Consider the following 18,207-nt stretch of genomic DNA (forward strand, 5'->3'; position numbering starts at 1 on the left):
CTCTAATGTATTTTGTCAGAAAAAAATACTTTATTTAATTGTTAATTTTTCACTATATTTAAGTATTATTTCAAAAAGATTTGAAATGCATATATATGTTTTATAAAACTATGTTTATATCAGATTAAGTAAAAATTGTGAGGTGGATTAAAATGAGCGCAGGAGACTTCTTGAGGGGGCTTATTAGAGGAGCTGTAATTGGAGGATATTTGGGATTTAACTTCGTTATGGGGAAACTAGCTGACTTAGTAAAGGCGATATTCCAATTAGATAAGGACTGGATTACGAGAGCTACAATGGGAATGATAGTATTAAGTATAATATGGGGTATTCTAGGGATTATAGACGCCTTTATGGTTAGAGTTCAAGAGTTTGCTTGGGGAGTAGCCCAGTTCTTACCCTTAACTCCTCAAGAATGGTACGCGTCTGTAACACTTCATGGAATCAGGGATTTGTTCGGGTTTGCTCAACAACTAATTCTTGCAGTATTCATTTACTTCACCTTTAGGATGTTGTCAATCCAGCCCAGAGCTAAGTGGGTGTTTAACTTAGGCTTCGTGTTATTCAACATCTCTTTCATGTTCTTCGAAGGCCCTATTATTGTAACTCAACAACAAGGTTTTGACAACTATTTTAGTGCCACTGGTTGGTACTACCTCGCACCCATAGGAATCCCTGGATACTCCCTATACGTAGTATCTCCCTTCTGGTACATAGCATGGCTTTTATTGGATGCTGGAATATATTTAATGACCGGTTGGTACGTATATCACTTCTACCTAGCGTCAAAGGGTAGGAATGAAAAATTACCTATATTCCTAGTGTTTGGTTTAGTAGTAGCAATTCTAATGTTAGAGAGCTACTCTGGTGAAGTAGTAACTACATTATGGGACTTATTAGCATTTTACAAATTAGTAGGTTATAACGTAATTGCCGACCAGATATCCTTTGTGACATTATGGCATGGAATAGTGTATATTGCATGGTTCCCAGCTGTAGCTGCCATGTACTTACTAATACCGACCCTTGCGGGTAAACCACTATACAGTGAAAAGTTGGCTAGGGTATCTGCAGTACTGTACTTAATATTCTCCACCGGTCCGCTAGGGATACACCACCTATACATGGTTAACTTACCTCCAGAAGTAAAAGTGTTGGTAGAGGTGTTGACAGAGGGTATTGTAGTGCCTTCAATGATGACATTCTTTAACTTATTTGCGACTGTAAAAGGAGCTAATATTAAGTGGAACCTGCTAGCAGCCTGGACAGTGTTGTCTTTCGCTGGTTCAATATACGGAGGTGTTATGGGAATATCCAATTCAGTAATTTCATTTGATTCACTATCCCATGAGGGCTATTACATAGTATCTCATTTCCACGCGATGATATTGTTCTCAATAGTTCCTGCTGGATTTGCTACTCTATACTTAATGTTACCGATGATGACACAGAGATCTTGGTACTCAGCCAAGATGGCGTGGGCACACTTCTGGGGCTACTTAATAGGTACAATAATGGTTATAGTTGGATTCTCTGAACTTGGTGTATCAGGGCTAATAAGGAAAGAAGAAATTTATCCTCTTTCTCCAGCGTTCGTAGATGGGCAAGTATTAGCTACAATAGGTGCTGCAATTGCTGACATAGCAACTATTGTGTGGTTAGTAAATGTAGTGTTAACTTTAGTAAAAGGTAGGGTAAGTTATGGTGAGAGTGTTAGTTTGGGTGAGGTTACTAATTCGTTAGTCATGGCGTTTAGTGGAGATTATGACATAGTATCCAATGGTGTAATTAAAGGATTTAACCTAGTGAAGAGTGAACTAGAGAAGATAGGTATTGCTCACAGAGTATCGAGACCAGCCTCCTAAAAATTTTTTACTTTTTTCTCCTTATTTCTTCCCTTCATCTGTACTTTTTTGTCTTAGTTTATGTCGTCATCTTAAGCTTTCCTATCTCCTTAAGGATTTCCTCGTTTTGTGGGAATCTTCTTTCCTTATAACGGGAGAAGATCAGATTTCCGTTCAGATAGACATCGAATATACCGTTACTACCCTGCTCTAGCTCAACGATTGTATTTTCAAAATAGCTTAGAATATCTCTTGCTAGATCTAATGCTCTATCCAGATAACCACATGGTCTACAATACACTATCTTAACATGGGTCTTGCCTTCCATGAGAACTATTTTATTTCTTGCTTAAAATAGTTTGATAACGAATAATTATAAACCTTTATTTAATGCGAATTTATTATCCCCATAATTGGATAGTAAGTGAAATGAAAATAGCTGTAACATATGATAAAGACTATAATTTAAAACCCTTAGATGAAGCAGAAATAATAGGAATTATAGACGAGGAGAAGAAGGAAGTAGAACAGTACGAGAACCCTGGTGTTGGAAGTAAAGAGATGACAATGGACGCTATTCTGAGCCTTGAGCCGGATGCAATAGTAGTTGGTAAACAGTTCTTATGCCCCGGTTCATATATGATGTCTTATGGTAGAATAAAGTACATTCCTACGGAGTATAAGACTTTAAATGAAGTGTTAGATCATCTAGAAGAATTGAAAAAGAACATGAAAGACGAATTAGAAGAAGATATGTATGCCGAACCCTTCCATCATCATCACGGCCATTTCTGAGATGCAAAATAATGAAAATTATTTAACTTTTTTTTAAGACTAGACTAAGAGAAAGAGATTTAGAAAGAAAAGACTAGAGAGATGTATAATTAAATAAGAGTTTTACCCTGAGCCTTTAAGGCAGGGAATTTAAAAAGCACATCGTCATGGGTTAGTTGAATCTTTCTTTATGTAAGATAGTAGAAGACAGAGTGGATTTTACGTTTACTATTTCGTGATAGTTCATGTGTAATAGATTATGGAGAAATCAAACTGAGGGTTAGAACTATCTAGTGATTTCGAACTAGAATTAATTGTTTTAACTTAGACGTTTTTACGAATTTGACTATAATTCAGGCTCTTTCACTTTCTAATGGCGAAGTGGTTTTACTTTTAAAGGCTTCTTTATTTGTGTCCAAGAGACTTTTTTCATAAAAGGTTAGAGTAACTCAATTAAAAATCTAATAAAATGGAAGGGGACTTTCATTCATAACGTCTAGTCCCTTGAAGGAAGGAGATACTAGAAGCTTCTCCAACAGTCCCATTAATCCCTCAATCCAGCCTGGGAGGAAGTCATTTTTAATTAATCCGTCCATTTTTCCACTTACACGAATTTTAGACCGCTCTTACTATCGCTTTTGATTACCCTGTCGATCGTGAAGAAACTTATAACCATAACTGGTAAAGCTGCAATCAGTGCGGAAGAAGCTAGAGCTGCCCAATTTACCGTTTCGTCTCCTATAGCTTGCAGTGCGAAGATGGTTATCGTTTCGGCACCTTTGGGTGGAAACCCCATGTTATACGGAGTGTCGCTCAGCAACAGTGGATAAAACAGCAAGTGCCAATTAAATATGAAAGAAAGTAGAAACGTTGAAAGAATAGCAGTTCTAGAGAGTGGTGCAATTATCTTGATAATTTTTCTCTTAATTCCGAAAACTTCAGCAGCTTCATCATAAGCCCTAGGAAAAGAAGTAAAGAAATTAAACATTATCCATACGGCAAAGGTTGCTGTAAAAACTGGAGTTGATAATATGAGAGCCCACCACGTGTTTAACAGTCCTATCTTAGAGAAAAATAGGTAAAGAGGTATTATGTAAGAAGTTGAAGGTAAAGAATATAGAAATATTGAAATTAAGAGAAGCCATAATACCCTTTTTCTCTCGATTTCATATGAAGATGGTAAGGCTAGAAATATTGTCAGCAAAGATGCAAATAAGGCTACTACTACACTACTTATTAAATACGGTACAGATGAAGAGAAGCACGTAGAAAGGTATTTCAGGTCTATTGAAGTGGGTAAAAGAACCGGTGGAGATCTGAAGTCATATACGTTAGGTCTCAATGCTATAAGGAACATCCAATATACTGGAAAATCTAAAAGGAAAATTATAAAAATAGATATAACATATACTGTATTTTTAAAGACACTATTAGGAATCTTAAAGTTGGGTGAAGGAAACGGTGTCCTTCTGCTCTTTATCAGTAGTAAGATAAGAATTGCGGGTATCACTGAGATAGCACCTAAAAGTGCTGCTGCTAATTCGCCTCCTGAAAAATTAACAAAAAGGAAGATCTCATCATATACTAAAAGAGGTAAAGTAGTTGAGGCAAATCCCGGACCTCCTTGAGTAAGAACATAAGGAGTATCAAAATTGCCCAGTGCTAAAATAAATTGCAACAGAAAGGATAGCAAAAAGGCTTTGCTAGTCATAGGTAAGGCAATCCTAAAGTAGAATTGAGATAAGGTTAATCCATCTACTTCCGATGACTCTCTAACTTCTTGAGGTATGGATCTAAACGCCGAGAGCATGATCAAGAAGGACATAGGGATCATAGACCATACGTTTACTCCAGTTACAGCCCATATTGCTGTAGACGCTAAATAAAGCGGATCAAAAGGGATGTGAAACAAGTAGGAAAACCATCCGTAATTACCATATAGACTTATACTCCATATCAATGCGGAAGATGTAAAAGGAATAGAATAAGGTAGCATTACGAGGATTGCCAGTAACCTCTTTCCTTTTCTCACCATATCCACAAATATAGCAAGAATTGTTCCTACTACAGTAGTTATAATTGCCGATACTAAAGAAAATACAAGAGTATTATAGATTACTGTATCTAAAGGAACTAGCTTGAACACCGCTTCAGCTTCTTTTAAATTTATTCCTACAAGGACGAACGTGAATACAAAGGGCAGTGTACCAAAAGCCGTGATGTAAGCCAAATAGGGTAAATAATATCTCATAAGAACCTCTTATACCGTTTAAATTTAACCTTTACCTCAGAACCTACTTTAGGTTTATAACTAACAAAAGCCGGAACTATATCACCGTTTAAGTTTACGTATGCTAAATATCTGTCTCCCCAGAACTCAACGTCTGTAACTTTTCCTATTAGGTCTCCATCCCCTAATTCTACGTCCTCAGCTCTTATACCTATCTTTCCTTCAAAACCTAGAATTTCCCCTGATACGATCTTCATGGGTGGGTTCCCAAAGAACGTGGCTACAAATTCATCAACGGGATCATTATAAACTTCTTCTGGTGTTCCTACCTGAATTATTCTTCCGTTATTCATAATTGCAACTCTATCAGCAATTGCCATTGCCTCTACGTGGTCGTGAGTGACATAAATAGTAGTTATCCCGTTTTCCCTTTGGACGTCTTTTATCAATTTTCTTGCTGAAACTCTCAAAGGTGCGTCTAAGTTTGATAAAGGTTCGTCCATAAGGAAAAGTTTAGGTTTCCTTAGGATGGCCCTAGCTAATGCTACTCTTTGTTGTTGTCCCCCTGATAACTCTGTAGGATATCTGCTAAGAAGTTCATGAATACCGAGTTTCTTACTTATTTCTTCAGCCCATGTAATCGCTTCCTTCTTAGTCATTAGGCCTTCTAAAGGTATTATGAGGTTTTCCAAAACTGTCTTATGGGGGTATAATGCGTAGTTCTGAAATACCATTCCCACATTTCTCTGAGAAGGAGGAAGTTCGTTTACCTCTTGTCCGTCTATGATAATTTTCCCGTCGTTCGGTTTTTCCAAACCAGAAATGATCCTAAGAAGAGTTGTCTTTCCAGATCCAGATGGACCGAGAATAACAAAAAACTCCCCCTTTTCAACCTTTAGGCTTACGTTATCTACCGCTGGTGTCTTACTCCCTCTATACACTTTTTTCACGTTTCTGAGCTCTAGGGACAAAGTCTAACCACCGTAGTAGGACTCTACGGCACTTATCCACTCACTTGCTGCTGTCTGCAGAGCTGTATTAGGATCGGTTACCTGACCGGTTAAGTATGCGTATATCTGATTGTTAAAGTCTGGGATAAGCGATGAATAGGTAGGTGGTATGTTAGGAGGATTGGCCCACGCCTCTAAAGCTGCCTGATATGTTGCATTTAGCCATTCCCTCTCAAAAGAAGGTATAGAAGCATTCATCAGTAGTTGTGTGAACGCCTCTTTTGATATCGGGAACTTATCGAACTTTAGGAATGCGAGCATTTGCACCTTGGGAGAAACTAAGAATTGTAAGAACTCTAGCGCTAATTGCTTGTGAAGAGAATACTTGCTTATTCCCAAGAAGTCCGTTCCGGTCTCCGCATATCCTCCAGGCAGTGGAGCTAGTAATGTTTCGTTTACTTGTGTATTCGGTAATTCTGAAATCTGAGTCGTAAATAAGAACGCTCCCGAGGCGTTAGCATATAATTCTCCTATATTTCCATAACATACTTGTAGTGAAGAGGGATTAGGTTCATAACTCACTAGCTGTTTATAGGTCTCTAACGCTTCTATACCTGCGGTCGAATTGAAAGAAGGTAAGGGATATTCGAAACCTGGAAGTATATAGTTCTCGAACATTATATTGAAACCCGGAATACCGTATCCGTTATGAGACAAGTTATAGTCCCTAATGTAATACCAACCGTATACTGCAGGATATGCGTCAATAATACCATGGGACACGTGATCGTCTATCAGGAATCCATATTCGGTTATATGGTGAGAAGTCAGGAATTGATCTGCATCTATAACATCAGTCCAATTATCCCACATTACTGGATTAAAGGGAACATGGTACTCTTCGTAGAATTCATTTGCTAAGGTCTGATTTTCAAATATACTACTCTTATAAGCCATTAGGTAAACTGCGGTTTCGTAAGCTATACCTATCATAACATTCTGGTGAGACGTAACATTGTAAATAATTCCTCCGAACTCCTCCTGAGGTAGTATTATGTCACTCATGTTGAAGTCAGATGAGTTAAGAGGGACTAAGTATGGTGCTACTTTCTGAGCTGAGGTGGAAGTATAGCCTATTATATCGTATTGTGAAGAACCTGCCTCTAGCACAGTTAACTCTTTAGTAATATACTCGCTGAACGGATAAGCATATACCTTCACCGTCACACCTGGATGTTCTTGCGAGAAGAGCTCTCCAGCATACTGTATGAAGTTAGCTGACTCTCCACTGAAAGTAACAACAGTCAACGTAATGTTAGATGTCGATGTTACTGGTGGAGCAGTTGAGGGAGTAACCGTCGATGTGAAGTGGTTCGTAACTAAATACAATCCTAATGTAACAACTATTATTAGAACGACAACTACTAGTCCTATTATTTTACCGCTTAAACCTTTCATACGTTTTAGTATTAAGTCGGTTATAATAAATTTTACCTATGTATGATATAAATACCTATGTTGATATAAATTATATTTTTCGAGGTTGAGTAGGAATCCAAAATGCGTCCATCAATAAAATTTGTCTAAAGGTTAAAATACGATAGGGCTAATAATACTTACACTCATTGAGAAATCTCGAACAAATGTCCTTATGAACTATTCTATCAATAGGATATATAATTTTCTTGTCGCAAAGATTATATAGGATTACTTACAAGACTAGTGGTGAACACTAATGAAAGCTCGGTATGTGGTAGTACTAGGGATATTGAGCGGATTAGTCAGCTTCTTCCTATTTACTTTTCTGGATTTTTACGCTTTCCTACAAGGACCTTCCTGGTGGTTCAACCCTATAGACGAGTACGTCCTACCGATCGTAGTAGGGATAGCAGTTGCTAACTTAGTTTCCGGAAAATTCAATACAATACTCAGGATTTATATAAACTTGATATCAGGAGTGGTATCTTACGTAGGATCTTACGTGATTATATTAACACTAATATCTATTCATCAACTTTTAATTTAACAAGGTTCCAAATTTTTTACATACTGAATTATTTATGAGGAACGGTGTAGGGACTGAATTGTGATGATCCCTAGGAAAATGATGAGTTTGCCGAGTACGGAGTAATGAAGAAGTTAAAGTGGCTGATATTATTTTATCTCTTTTCACAGATTGTTGTACAATCGCGTTCTTCAATCCTATTACATTCTATTCTAGTTACACCAACTATTCTTTCCAACTCCTTCCTAATTGCATTATCAATATATATCACTTTATAGCCGGTTATGGATATCCATAGGTCACGTAACTCACTTATGACCAAATGGGGTTTTAGTCTTAACATTTCTTCGAGCTTTTGATCATAATCCTTCTTTGTTGTGATTACCTTATATTCTTTATATACAACATCTCCACTGACCCCGCAAAAATCTAAGCCGTCAACGTAAATTGTGATAAAGCCGTTCGATGAAAGAAGGAATGAAGTGTCTGTTCCTTCCAATTGGATATGATAGCTGTTGAGGTAGTGGCTCCACCTTCGAAATTTTCTCCCTCTGGCTTTTAGTGAGACTATTGAGGATAAGCTAAAAGAGTACAGAACGTCTTGAGGTTGTATAGTAATAAAATCTGGATCACGAAAAATCATTGACCCCTTACACTCGGTACTAACTATTTCGCCGTTACACACGTAAGAGTACTCAGGCAGAGGTGGAACTATTATTTCTTCCACTCTCTTTGTTTTTAACTTCACAATAATATGATATTAAATTACCAAATTAAAGTAGTTTTCTACTTTTGATATTATAATATTAATAGGATAGGAAAAACCCTTGTTTTAAGGATATAATCTTTTTAAATTAGTTGATACAGTGTTTATTGAATAGGTATGGCTACAAACGATAAAAAATTTTACGTGGCAACCCTAATTGTTCTCCTAATAGATATAATATTATATTCTATCTATCCAGTATTTAATAGTGCAACAGAGACAGTAGGTGGTCTAACTATCTTCTATTTTTACCAAATAATACTACTAATAGTCTCATCTATAATGTTCGTAACCGTAAGTCTACTCTTCAAAAAGTAGGTGATGGAAAATGGCAATGGGCTTGAACGTTGATGGTATAACCCTAGCCACTTTCATCATACTTTTTGCAATTTTCACATTTCTAGGTTTTTATGGTGCTAAGTGGAGGAAGGGAGATTTATCAAGACTAGATGAATGGGGATTAGGAGGAAGAAGGCTAGGCTGGTTAATAGTGTGGTTCCTGCTAGGAGCTGATTTATATACAGCTTATACGTTTATAGCTGTACCATCGGCGTTCTTAGCAAAAGGAGCGATATATTGGTTCGCTATACCATACGTAGCTTGGACATTCGGAGTAGCACTGCTCACAATGCCGAGACTTTGGACTGTTGCTAAAAATAAGGGTTATGTCACAGCGGTAGATTTCGTGAAGGATAGGTTTAATAGTAAGTCCGTAGCAATAGCAGTAGCATTAACTGGAGTAGTAGCTGAGTTACCATATATTGCGTTACAGATAGTAGGAATGGAGGCTGTTCTAGCCGTATTGTTAATAGGGTTAGGAATATCACCTCACACAACTATTGCTGGCTTAACTGTATCAGAACTAGCTTTAATTATAGCATTCGTAGTCTTGGCCGCGTTTACAATAACTAGTGGACTAAGGGGAGCTGCTTTATCTGGTATATTCAAGGACATCTTAATTTGGATTACTGTAATTACAGTAGCTGTATATATACCACTCATACACGGAGGTTACGGAGCAGCTCTAAGTGCTGCACAGTCTTACCTATCTAATCCTAAGAGTGGTATACACAGTGTTGTGGCGTTAAAGTCGGCCCTCGGTTATACAGTGCTTCCCTCTCAACTTTACGCTGCCTACTTTTCCTTAGCTTTAGGAAGTACTCTAGCATTATACTTATATCCTCACGCTATAAATGGTTCCTTATCATCTGAGAGTAGGGAAAAGCTGAAGTTGAGTACATCGTTATTGCCTATTTACGGAATCGGCCTAGCTCTACTTATTCTATTTGGCATATTAATATATTTAGTACCGAGCGCGTTAAACCTTGTAATAACTACTAAGAATGGTTCGTTAACAGTTCCCGCTTTAATAGCTGCTTCAATGCCTGATTGGTTTGTAGGTTTAGCTTTCTTAGCTATATTCATCGGTGGGTTAGTGCCAGCAGCAATCATGGCTATAGGTGTGGCTAACTTGTTAACGAGAAACGTAGTAGGTGAGTTTACAAAGCTATCTCCCTCAAGTGAGGCTAGGTTAGCAAAGATCTTGTCTACAGTGTTCAAGTTTATTGCTTTAGCTTTCGTATTTGTAGTTCCTCCTACCTATGCAATTCAGCTTCAACTTTTAGGCGGGATAATTATTACTCAAACATTACCGGCTGTATTCATTGCCCTATTTACTGACAAGTTGGAAGCTAAGTCAACACTGGCAGGTTGGGCAGTAGGGATGGCTACCGGAATTTATTTAACCCTCTATGTAAACCACTTCGGGCCACTAGTGAGCTCGTTCTTTAACACCCCCATGGGTCCGATTTATATAGCTTTGATAGCGTTATCGCTTAACTTGATAGTTACAGTTATTGGTTCATTAATAGCCAGACTAGCAGGCTGGAAACCTACCTCAGTGATAACAGCACAAGATTTCGAGGTAGAAGTTCCAAGTCCTTCAAAGCAGAAATGAGTTTTTAAGTAATAATATGATTTTTCCCTTCTTTTTTTAAACCTTGCATATATATGTTGTTTACACTGATGTAAGGACAAGTTTTCTAGGTCACGTAACTTCCTAAACTTTTTGTTGGAACTATGCTGGGATGGGGATCCTCACTGTCTGTTACCGACTAAAACGTCGTTAATTGTAAAAAAACTTATAAATCGTTCTCACACTATAATTATAATGTCGAGACACATGTAAAAGACCCGCCGTAGCTCAGCCCGGTTCTAGAGCGCCCGGCTGTAGGTGGATTAGCTGGTACCGGGTGGTCCGGGGTTCAAGTCCCCGCGGCGGGACTTTCCCCTTTATACTAAAATATTATTTCCATTCTCTCCGTGAGAGACATAAACAACTCTTGGTTTAAGCTTTTTTATCCTCTGTATACTCTTCAAAAGCTCCTCTATTACGGGTATTCTAAGCCCGTTCTTAGTCCCTTGTAACATATCCCCAACAATTATTGAGTTATCAGATGGTATGTAAATAGAGATTGAGTCCGATGTACGACCTGGCGTGTATAAAATCTGGAGACCGTCTAATTCCCCTTCAGTTAACTCGCAGTCCGGTTCAATTCCCCTAAATTTTTTCTGGGTAAAGGACGAAAAAGCTCCCATTAGGAGTTTGTAAGTGAAGGAGTGTACTACTGGTTTCCTAATCTCCTCTCAGATTCTTTACTCCTTCTTTGTGAATGCAGAACTGTGCGTTCCGTAATGCGTTCTTAAGTTCATAGGCACTGCCTATATGGTCTATGTGAGAATGGGTAAATATTACATATTTAACACGATCCTTATTTACTTCCGCAAGTATCTTCTGATAGGTAAACCGCTGTCCACTATTACCTGGTCACCGTTATCTAAATTGATTATGAAAGAGTTTACGAATCTTAATTTGATTTCTTTAACATTCATGGGATATTTTTCTTATAGTTTTTTAGTTTTAACTAATTAACATAGCGTGTGAAGTTACGTGAAGTTTTGTGGCGGCATTAATCAGGACCGTTAAACCTAACGTTCAATCTGACGATTTATTTTAATGAAATAGTTAAATACGATTTTTACATAACTCACAAACCCGTGGAATACGAGGATTTAATTAAGATAAAACCAGTTCTAGATTATGATGTAGATGAAAAAGACAGTCAGATTGCATTAATTATTAGGGAGAATAAGCCAGAAGTATATATCTATGGTGAGAATAAAGTAAACACCTTCGGATTCCCAGAAGAAGTAGTGTGGGCTGATAGCGACAGACTACTGATAACTATAGATCCAGAGGGGGGAGAGAGAAGGGGAATTTATGAGTGGGAAAAGGGATGGGAAAAGCCCAAACCGCTCTTGGTCGACAAATACGACAACTTCTCTCCTATGGTCACCAGTCACGGAATCCTCTTCATTTCTAATAGGGACGGGAAGACTTTACACCTCTACCTATACGACGGTAATAATATCGAAAATATAAGCAAGGGAGAAGAGCCTGTAGGTAGATATTGTACTAACGGAGAGCTGATAGTCTACTCTCAAGGAATATACGATGATAACATTTACGTCTCTGACTTCGGTGGAAATACAATAAAGGAGTTATCCTTCAACGAGAGCGAGCAAATAGTCCCGTCGGAAAACTGCTTCCTGAACAAGGACAAGTTCATATTCCTCTCAAATCATAACGACACTTTTGGGTTGTATTCCTATGATATGAAAAAGGACGAGATTTCCAGTATAATTAACGTCTCGGATTATGACATTCAGGAGGCTGTAGTTTACAATGAAGAAAAAATACTATACACTTTAATAAAGGACGGAAAGAGTGAGTTGTTACAAGTCCCTAATATACGCCTCGAAAAAGGTGGTTATATCCACGACTTGAAGGTTGTAAAGAATTCCGTGTATTACTTGATGTCAAAACACTCTAGGGCTACGGACCTGTACGTAATTGAAGGTAAATTGAGTCAGAGACTTACCGACTCAATGAACGGAGTCAAGGACGAATTCGTGAGTCCCTCATCGATAACTTATGACTCTGATGGTATTAAAATCCACGCGTTATTATACAGCAGGGGAAATGAAGACAAGGGAGTAGTTTACATACACGGGGGCCCGGACTTCCAATGTGTTGACAACTTTAACCCTGAAATACAATTCCTAGTGAAGAAGGGGTTCAAGGTGATCTGTCCTGATTATAGGGGTAGTACTGGTTATGGTAGGAAGTTCAATCACTTAAACGACAAGGATTTAGGAGGAGGAGACTTACATGACGTTATCAATGCTGTTAAAGTCCTAAAGGTGAAGAAGGTAGCAGTTACTGGTGCTAGTTATGGTGGATATTTAACAATGATGGCCGTGACTAAATATCCTGACTTATGGTGTTCTGCAGTGGCCGTAGTACCGTTCGTTAACTGGTTCACTGAGAAACAGTTTGAGAGGGAGGTATTGAAACAATATGATGAAATAAAGATCGGTAATGACGAGGCTTTACTTAGGGATAGGTCACCGATCTTTTTCGTGGATAGAATAAGGGCGCCATTAATGCTGTTGGCTGGTCAAAACGATCCCAGATGTCCTGCTGAAGAAACAATCCAGGTTGTTGAGGAGCTGAAGAAGTTGGGTAGGCAAGTTGAGTACAAGATATATGAAGGAGAAGGTCACGGGTTTATTAAGATAGAAAACTACATTGACTCAATAAAGAGGACCGTTGAGTTCATTGCAAACCACTGTAGATAACGTTTTTACACCTAATATAAATAATATATTTTTCATGAAAACTTGAGTAATTATTTAAAAATGTGCAAGGCTTATATTAATTTCAATTAATAATTCTAATGACAAAAAAGTTTGATAAGAGAATCTTCTTGATATTTCTAATACTAAGTCTATTTTTGAGCTTAGTAGCTGCAGTAGCAATACTAAACGGACAGTTACAAATACCCTCCTCCCCGATAGTTATAACTAGGGAGTACACGTGCTATAACGGGACTTATTTCCCTTACACCGTCAAAGTAGTTTACTATCCGGAAAACGATTTTGACGCTAATATGGGTCTACCCTCGACGTGGCCTGTAACTAACTCACAGCAAGACCACAACGCTGTTGTCCCTACGACATGTACCGCACTAATAACCGGAGTCTCTTGGGAATTACCTGCTGCTCAATTAACAGGAGGTGTTTCAATACCTCTAAACTACCGGCAGCGAATGTGATGGGAGTTAAGACAGCCCTAGTGATGTTAACACAAATGGTTGGACAACCTTTAGGGGTAACACTAGCAGATAACGAATTATTTGTAGAGATGGACAGTGTCCCAGGAAGCATATTTGCAATAAACCCTGTTACCGGAATATGGTATGCTACCGGGTTAGCGAGTTATGCTATGAATAACCCTATAGTGTGGAATGGTATAGTATTCCTTGCCACAAGGCTGGGTATTATCATAGTCCTTCTAGTATCTTCCTTCATGTTTTATCTCTTAGCTTTTCACTACGTGAGAATAGGTGGTATACTATCAGCTATAACGTTCTGGTCAGCAGTTTGGCTTATGATACCTAAGAGGTTTGGTGTGGAGAGAGATTAAAAAAGGTAGGACCTATTGGATTTCTGCATCCATTTATATGGCATTTCATGTACTTCTTTACGGAACATTTTACGAAGCATTATTTGGCGGATTTGCCATATGTGGCTGTTTATTTCGGAGCAGCTGTTCCCCCATTTTGTCGAGTATGAGACTGAGGCTATAGGCTTCACTTTTTACCTTTACGGTTTCGTATCTGATGCTATTCTTATACGATCTTTTAGGTTTAATCCTCTCCTTACTACTAGGAGCCAATGTTGAAAGAGTATTGGAGTTATGGAAAACTGTAAAGGCCATGAAGAAAAGTATAACACTTGTAGTCTTACCTACAGTTGGAATAATTTCTGGCACATCTTGTTGTCTCTCCTTACCTACTTTGATAATTGCTGCTGGAATAGGGGCCGTATTTTCAGTTTTACCGATTCTTGCTTCCCCGGTCTATTATATCCTACCGTTAGGCTCCGTAGCTCTCCTTACGGTTAACTTGAGGGATCTGAATAGAGTGTTGAAGTGTAGATTGAATAGAAACTGGGAAATAAAAAGTGAGACCAAGAGATAGTTTAAGGTAAAGAGCTTTGGGACTTGTTAAAACTTTATTTACCATAAGCATATAATATGTGGTGTGCGGGGGTGCCCGAGCAAGGTCAAAGGGGTCGGGCTCAGGACCCCATAAGTGAGATCCCCGATGGCGTAGGCCTGCGTGGGTTCAAGTCCCACCCCCCGCATTATTAAAAGTATGGCATATATTGCACATTTTATTTTATCTCTTCTCTGTCTCTTATTCACTGGAAATTTAACTTAGGCTGTCATTAGGTTACTCATACCCTTTATTTTTCCGAATAGCTCACTACTCACGCTTTATATTAAGGGCAGAGGACTAAAACAATAACGGAGCATTGTGATTAGTTAATACTCTTCTCTCATAAACCTTCAGTTACACTCCTACACGTAAATTTGTTCTAAATTAAACTTTTTAGTCCCGAAAAGACTCGATAAAGCATGGTTGAGAGATCTTTTTTATTTCTCTTCATATCGAGGGTCGCTAGGAGTATTGCACTGGTGTACGTCAGTCTTTCTATTCCTCTTTACCTTTCATTACTCGGGCTTTCCGTAATCAACGTCGGATTAATAGTGTTTGGAGTGATCGCTTTCTATTCTCTTCTCTCGCTGGGTTTAGGCTTATTAGGGGACAGATACGGGTATAAAAAGTCGCTAATAATAGGTGACATACTCCCCTTATTCGGCATAACCGCACTTAGCTTTACCTCCAACATAAACCTCATCATACCACTCTTGATCATCACCGGTATAGGCGGAGGGGCTAGTGGTGGTCTAAGAGGTGTCTGGTCCCCCGGGCTATCCGCATTAGTAGCTTCAAATTGGAGGGACGAAAAAGAAAGGGTCAAAAAACTAGGTTACTTAAGTTCTGGTGCGAGTAGTGCGAGTGTCATAGGTAGTTTATTGCTGTCTCTCCAATCCCTTATTCACAAACCTCCATTAGAAGAGTACAGAATGCTCTTCGCTATAGCTGCAATACTAATGGCGATTTCAGTAATAAGTATTCTCTTTGTTGAGGAAGCCAAAAGACCCAAAAAGACCACCAAGATCATGGGAAAGAAGAGCTTCTCTTACATTTTACGGGTTATAGCGTCAAACACGGTAAACGGAGCAGGGATAGGGTTAGCCATCCCCTTGCTTCCTCTATGGTTCAAGTTGGCTTATCATGTTACGGAATCTCAGATCGGTCTGGTTTTTACAATCTCGTATCTACTAACCTCCTTAGGCTCTGCCCTAGCCTCAAAAGTGAGGGGAAACACACTATTTATAGCCTCAATAACGAGGTTACTGAACGGCGTATTCCTCATAGCAATGGCTCTATCACCTTCTTTCACCATGGCGGCTGCATTTTACTCTTTGAGGGGGTTTAACGCAGGGATAGGTGCACCAAATAGGACTGCGGTAAACGTTAGGGGGATATCAGCTGAGGATTACGGTGCAGCAACTAGCATTCAAGGCATTTCAACACGTGTAGCTCAGTTGAGTAGCGGTGCAAGTGGTTATTTGATGGATGTTTGGTTACCTCTACCAGAGATAGCAGGAGGGATCTTGCAGGTGGCTGGTGGTTATATTTATTACAGTCTGTTAAGTAGGGTTAAAAGCGAGTGATATTGTAGATACACTTAAATTGTTTGAATCCGAACTATTTTTATGAAATCTAACGATTTTAGGGCACTTACTATAACTTCATTAGCTCACTTTATGAACGACGGTACTCTCCTGATCTTCCCTTTGTTAATAGTCTACTACTCTACGCAAGAACATATTAGTCTAGTGTTCCTCGGGGCTCTATCGATAGTTTACACTCTACTTTCCGGTTTACTATCTCCTCTAATAGGTGACTTTGCAGATAAACATGATCTGGACGTTCCGCTGATAAGCCTAGGGATCTTCATTGAGAGTATGGCAATACTCCTTTTCGCCTTAGGCTTTTTCACACCCTTGTTGATAGTTATAGGAACAGTACTCCTAGGTATAGGACAAGCTTTCTATCACCCAATCGGTGGTGCAATACTTTCTAGGGTTTTCGGTAGGAGTAGCGGAAGAGCATTAGGTATTAACGGAGCCTTCGGAAGCATAGGTAGGGCGTTGATGCCATCGATTATTACGTTTTTAATTTTGGCAATAGGAGAAATAGGAGGTCTATTATCCCTGACAGCAGTGTTTGTCTTAGCAACAGTTGTAATCTACCTAGGCCTAAGAGAGTATAAAAAGGGATCCATTGAAGAAATAAGAAAAAGGACTGAAAAACTAGATAAAGTATTTTATAAATTCCTTATCATCCTTGGTGTGTTGGTATTTATTAGGAGCATGTTCATAACTGGGACTACTACGTTCACAGGAGAATTCATTTATGATATATATCATTCAAAGGCCTTACCGGGGATCTTCTTGACGGTGGGATTTCTAGGATCTGTTCTTGGTCAACCAGTTTTCGGTTGGGTCACTGAGAAAAAAGGAGGGAGGTTTGCATTTCTGATAACAAGTATACTGTCAGTGTTGTCCTTCCTCGGCTTTTTGTTACTCTCTGATAATTTGATAGTTTCAGTGTTGATGTACACCATCTTTACGTTTGCCGCTTATAGTTCTTTCCCCGTGCTCTTGGGGTATGTATCTCAGACTTTTCCCAAGTCATTTTTCACGGTTGCTAACTCATACATCTGGGGGATAGGCGTTACTGTGGGAGGTGCTGCGGGTAATGCGTTAATTACAGCGTTGTTAGGTGTTAATTTCTCGTTAATATCGACGTTTTATGTTGCTCTTATCTTGGCTGTTATATCAACCGTGATGATCCCTTTAATACCTTCAAAAGTAAAGGTTAATTAGCCGAGTGAGGAAAACAAGTGAAAGGAAGAGTTTCAATTCGATATTTTTATCTAATGTCCTTTTATCCTCTCCATCATTGCCAGAAAGCTTGAATACATTACTTCTTTCCAGTTAACGTCCCAATAATTAGTAGTTTTAAGTTCACTACCGTCATCAGTTATCAGCATTTTTATCCCAGCTTTTTTAAGCATTCTATAAGATGGAAAACAGAGGGAACCATGAGCTGCTAGGACTTTGTCAGCACCCAGGTTGATGCACTCTTTAGCCACCATAGGTCTTTTCATTGATGAATCGAGAGCTGGGTTTTTCTTCTTTAACACTATCTCGCCTTTAGTCTCATCATAAAGTACTAGTAAATCTCCCCTTGAGAATATTCTCACACGAAAGTCAGAGTCTGTTACTGTACAAATCATATTATTGAGTTCGTAGATTAAGCTTATAAATATGTGCCAGTTTTTTGTGTTAATTATCTCTATTGAAAAATTTTAAAAATAACATGATGAGAAATAAATTATAAATAATATACTCACTATAATATACGACAATCATTCATTTATTTAAGTAAAAGAAACGTGAGCATATAAAAATTTTTAGAACAGTTGAATGTTCCTCATGAGTTTATATATACTGTAAACTAACACTACCAAAAACATTGCTATTCCATTGTAAAAATGTGTAGTCTACATTGGAATACTGGGGATACCTAAAC

The 18,207-nt window shown here is 38.5% G+C and carries 20 protein-coding genes and 2 tRNA genes; 13 read left to right on the forward strand and 9 right to left on the reverse strand.

The features are described from left to right. Positions 1-152: 152 nt before the first annotated feature. Positions 153-1,865, forward strand: coding sequence for a cbb3-type cytochrome c oxidase subunit I (locus D1868_RS10475; protein WP_231112384.1), 1,713 nt, complete (start codon positions 153-155; stop codon positions 1,863-1,865). A 58-nt stretch (positions 1,866-1,923) separates the two neighbouring features. Here the strand turns inward: D1868_RS10475 and D1868_RS10480 are convergent, their stop codons facing one another. After that, positions 1,924-2,172, reverse strand: a complete 249-nt coding sequence (locus D1868_RS10480) for an Rdx family protein (RefSeq protein ID WP_156007826.1) — start codon at positions 2,170-2,172, stop codon at positions 1,924-1,926. Positions 2,173-2,273: 101 nt separating this feature from the next. Between D1868_RS10480 and D1868_RS10485 the strand changes: the two genes are divergently transcribed. Continuing rightward, positions 2,274-2,639 (forward strand): hypothetical protein, encoded by a 366-nt coding sequence (locus tag D1868_RS10485; protein WP_156007827.1) that lies wholly within the window; start codon positions 2,274-2,276, stop codon positions 2,637-2,639. 440 nt (positions 2,640-3,079) lie between these two features. Here the strand turns inward: D1868_RS10485 and D1868_RS11270 are convergent, their stop codons facing one another. The 4 genes from D1868_RS11270 to D1868_RS10500 are packed head-to-tail and all read right to left on the reverse strand — an operon-like array spanning position 3,080 to position 7,256. Next, complete coding sequence (locus D1868_RS11270) at positions 3,080-3,214, reverse strand: hypothetical protein (RefSeq protein WP_269194907.1); 135 nt, start codon at positions 3,212-3,214, stop codon at positions 3,080-3,082. 8 nt (positions 3,215-3,222) lie between these two features. Then, positions 3,223-4,869 carry an ABC transporter permease gene (locus D1868_RS10490; RefSeq protein ID WP_156007828.1) on the reverse strand — a complete coding sequence of 549 codons (1,647 nt, stop codon included), beginning with the start codon at positions 4,867-4,869 and terminating at the stop codon, positions 3,223-3,225. Continuing rightward, on the reverse strand, positions 4,866-5,819 hold the full coding sequence (locus tag D1868_RS10495; protein WP_156007829.1) for an ABC transporter ATP-binding protein: 954 nt from the start codon (positions 5,817-5,819) through the stop codon (positions 4,866-4,868). Before D1868_RS10495 ends, D1868_RS10490 begins: the two co-directional genes overlap by 4 nt. A 3-nt stretch (positions 5,820-5,822) precedes the next feature. Further along, positions 5,823-7,256 carry an ABC transporter substrate-binding protein gene (locus D1868_RS10500; RefSeq protein ID WP_156007830.1) on the reverse strand — a complete coding sequence of 478 codons (1,434 nt, stop codon included), beginning with the start codon at positions 7,254-7,256 and terminating at the stop codon, positions 5,823-5,825. Positions 7,257-7,533: 277 nt separating this feature from the next. On the opposite strand from D1868_RS10500, the gene D1868_RS10505 reads away from it, so the two are divergent. After that, the gene (locus D1868_RS10505) at positions 7,534-7,824 is read left to right on the forward strand and encodes a hypothetical protein (RefSeq protein WP_156007831.1); all 291 of its coding nucleotides are present in this window, start codon (positions 7,534-7,536) and stop codon (positions 7,822-7,824) included. A 133-nt stretch (positions 7,825-7,957) separates the two neighbouring features. Here the strand turns inward: D1868_RS10505 and D1868_RS10510 are convergent, their stop codons facing one another. Beyond that, a complete protein-coding gene (locus tag D1868_RS10510; protein WP_156007832.1) occupies positions 7,958-8,551 on the reverse strand; it encodes a hypothetical protein in 594 nt (197 codons plus the stop codon). 135 nt (positions 8,552-8,686) lie between these two features. Here D1868_RS10510 and D1868_RS10515 point away from each other — a divergent pair, with 135 nt between their 5' ends. From D1868_RS10515 to D1868_RS10525, 3 genes are all read left to right on the forward strand, one after another. Beyond that, positions 8,687-8,887 (forward strand): hypothetical protein, encoded by a 201-nt coding sequence (locus D1868_RS10515; protein WP_156007833.1) that lies wholly within the window; start codon positions 8,687-8,689, stop codon positions 8,885-8,887. Positions 8,888-8,897: 10 nt separating this feature from the next. Beyond that, positions 8,898-10,526 carry a sodium:solute symporter family protein gene (locus D1868_RS10520; protein ID WP_156007834.1) on the forward strand — a complete coding sequence of 543 codons (1,629 nt, stop codon included), beginning with the start codon at positions 8,898-8,900 and terminating at the stop codon, positions 10,524-10,526. 235 nt (positions 10,527-10,761) lie between these two features. Then, positions 10,762-10,852, forward strand: a tRNA-Tyr gene (locus D1868_RS10525). Between the two features lie 9 nt (positions 10,853-10,861). Here the strand turns inward: D1868_RS10525 and D1868_RS10530 are convergent. Then, positions 10,862-11,167, reverse strand: coding sequence for an MBL fold metallo-hydrolase (locus D1868_RS10530; protein WP_269194908.1), 306 nt, complete (start codon positions 11,165-11,167; stop codon positions 10,862-10,864). Between the two features lie 37 nt (positions 11,168-11,204). Further along, complete coding sequence (locus D1868_RS11275; RefSeq protein WP_338055782.1) at positions 11,205-11,360, reverse strand: MBL fold metallo-hydrolase; 156 nt, start codon at positions 11,358-11,360, stop codon at positions 11,205-11,207. Between the two features lie 266 nt (positions 11,361-11,626). Between D1868_RS11275 and D1868_RS10535 the strand changes: the two genes are divergently transcribed. From D1868_RS10535 to D1868_RS10560, 7 genes are all read left to right on the forward strand, one after another. Then, positions 11,627-13,270, forward strand: a complete 1,644-nt coding sequence (locus tag D1868_RS10535; protein WP_156007835.1) for an alpha/beta hydrolase family protein — start codon at positions 11,627-11,629, stop codon at positions 13,268-13,270. Positions 13,271-13,368: 98 nt separating this feature from the next. Further along, a complete protein-coding gene (locus D1868_RS10955; RefSeq protein ID WP_196770244.1) occupies positions 13,369-13,746 on the forward strand; it encodes a hypothetical protein in 378 nt (125 codons plus the stop codon). Next, the gene (locus D1868_RS10960; protein ID WP_196770245.1) at positions 13,746-14,117 is read left to right on the forward strand and encodes a hypothetical protein; all 372 of its coding nucleotides are present in this window, start codon (positions 13,746-13,748) and stop codon (positions 14,115-14,117) included. Before D1868_RS10955 ends, D1868_RS10960 begins: the two co-directional genes overlap by 1 nt. A 196-nt stretch (positions 14,118-14,313) precedes the next feature. After that, positions 14,314-14,673, forward strand: coding sequence for a hypothetical protein (locus tag D1868_RS10545; RefSeq protein WP_156007836.1), 360 nt, complete (start codon positions 14,314-14,316; stop codon positions 14,671-14,673). Positions 14,674-14,738: 65 nt separating this feature from the next. Further along, positions 14,739-14,839: transfer RNA gene (locus tag D1868_RS10550), tRNA-Leu, on the forward strand. A 274-nt stretch (positions 14,840-15,113) separates the two neighbouring features. Further along, positions 15,114-16,280, forward strand: coding sequence for an MFS transporter (locus tag D1868_RS10555; protein WP_156007837.1), 1,167 nt, complete (start codon positions 15,114-15,116; stop codon positions 16,278-16,280). 42 nt (positions 16,281-16,322) lie between these two features. Continuing rightward, positions 16,323-17,498, forward strand: coding sequence for an MFS transporter (locus tag D1868_RS10560; RefSeq protein ID WP_156007838.1), 1,176 nt, complete (start codon positions 16,323-16,325; stop codon positions 17,496-17,498). 50 nt (positions 17,499-17,548) lie between these two features. Here the strand turns inward: D1868_RS10560 and D1868_RS10565 are convergent, their stop codons facing one another. Further along, on the reverse strand, positions 17,549-17,911 hold the full coding sequence (locus D1868_RS10565) for a NifB/NifX family molybdenum-iron cluster-binding protein (protein ID WP_156007839.1): 363 nt from the start codon (positions 17,909-17,911) through the stop codon (positions 17,549-17,551). Positions 17,912-18,207: the final 296 nt, after the last annotated feature.

It is taken from the genome of Stygiolobus azoricus (assembly GCF_009729035.1).
Lineage (GTDB): Archaea > Thermoproteota > Thermoprotei_A > Sulfolobales > Sulfolobaceae > Stygiolobus > Stygiolobus azoricus.

What these genes read in the sequence shown, in the direction of transcription:
- D1868_RS10480 (WP_156007826.1), bottom strand. Translation starts at nt 2,172, where the DNA reads ATGGAAGGCAAGACCCATGTTAAGATAGTGTATTGTAGACCATGTGGT.
- D1868_RS10565 (WP_156007839.1), bottom strand. Translation starts at nt 17,911, where the DNA reads ATGATTTGTACAGTAACAGACTCTGACTTTCGTGTGAGAATATTCTCA.
- D1868_RS10490 (WP_156007828.1), bottom strand. Translation starts at nt 4,869, where the DNA reads ATGAGATATTATTTACCCTATTTGGCTTACATCACGGCTTTTGGTACA.
- D1868_RS10560 (WP_156007838.1), top strand. Translation starts at nt 16,323, where the DNA reads ATGAAATCTAACGATTTTAGGGCACTTACTATAACTTCATTAGCTCAC.
- D1868_RS10955 (WP_196770244.1), top strand. Translation starts at nt 13,369, where the DNA reads ATGACAAAAAAGTTTGATAAGAGAATCTTCTTGATATTTCTAATACTA.
- D1868_RS10485 (WP_156007827.1), top strand. Translation starts at nt 2,274, where the DNA reads ATGAAAATAGCTGTAACATATGATAAAGACTATAATTTAAAACCCTTA.
- D1868_RS10555 (WP_156007837.1), top strand. Translation starts at nt 15,114, where the DNA reads ATGGTTGAGAGATCTTTTTTATTTCTCTTCATATCGAGGGTCGCTAGG.
- D1868_RS10500 (WP_156007830.1), bottom strand. Translation starts at nt 7,256, where the DNA reads ATGAAAGGTTTAAGCGGTAAAATAATAGGACTAGTAGTTGTCGTTCTA.
- D1868_RS10505 (WP_156007831.1), top strand. Translation starts at nt 7,534, where the DNA reads ATGAAAGCTCGGTATGTGGTAGTACTAGGGATATTGAGCGGATTAGTC.
- D1868_RS10475 (WP_231112384.1), top strand. Translation starts at nt 153, where the DNA reads ATGAGCGCAGGAGACTTCTTGAGGGGGCTTATTAGAGGAGCTGTAATT.
- D1868_RS10960 (WP_196770245.1), top strand. Translation starts at nt 13,746, where the DNA reads ATGGGAGTTAAGACAGCCCTAGTGATGTTAACACAAATGGTTGGACAA.
- D1868_RS10530 (WP_269194908.1), bottom strand. Translation starts at nt 11,167, where the DNA reads ATGGGAGCTTTTTCGTCCTTTACCCAGAAAAAATTTAGGGGAATTGAA.
- D1868_RS10515 (WP_156007833.1), top strand. Translation starts at nt 8,687, where the DNA reads ATGGCTACAAACGATAAAAAATTTTACGTGGCAACCCTAATTGTTCTC.
- D1868_RS10520 (WP_156007834.1), top strand. Translation starts at nt 8,898, where the DNA reads ATGGCAATGGGCTTGAACGTTGATGGTATAACCCTAGCCACTTTCATC.
- D1868_RS11270 (WP_269194907.1), bottom strand. Translation starts at nt 3,214, where the DNA reads ATGGACGGATTAATTAAAAATGACTTCCTCCCAGGCTGGATTGAGGGA.
- D1868_RS10545 (WP_156007836.1), top strand. Translation starts at nt 14,314, where the DNA reads ATGCTATTCTTATACGATCTTTTAGGTTTAATCCTCTCCTTACTACTA.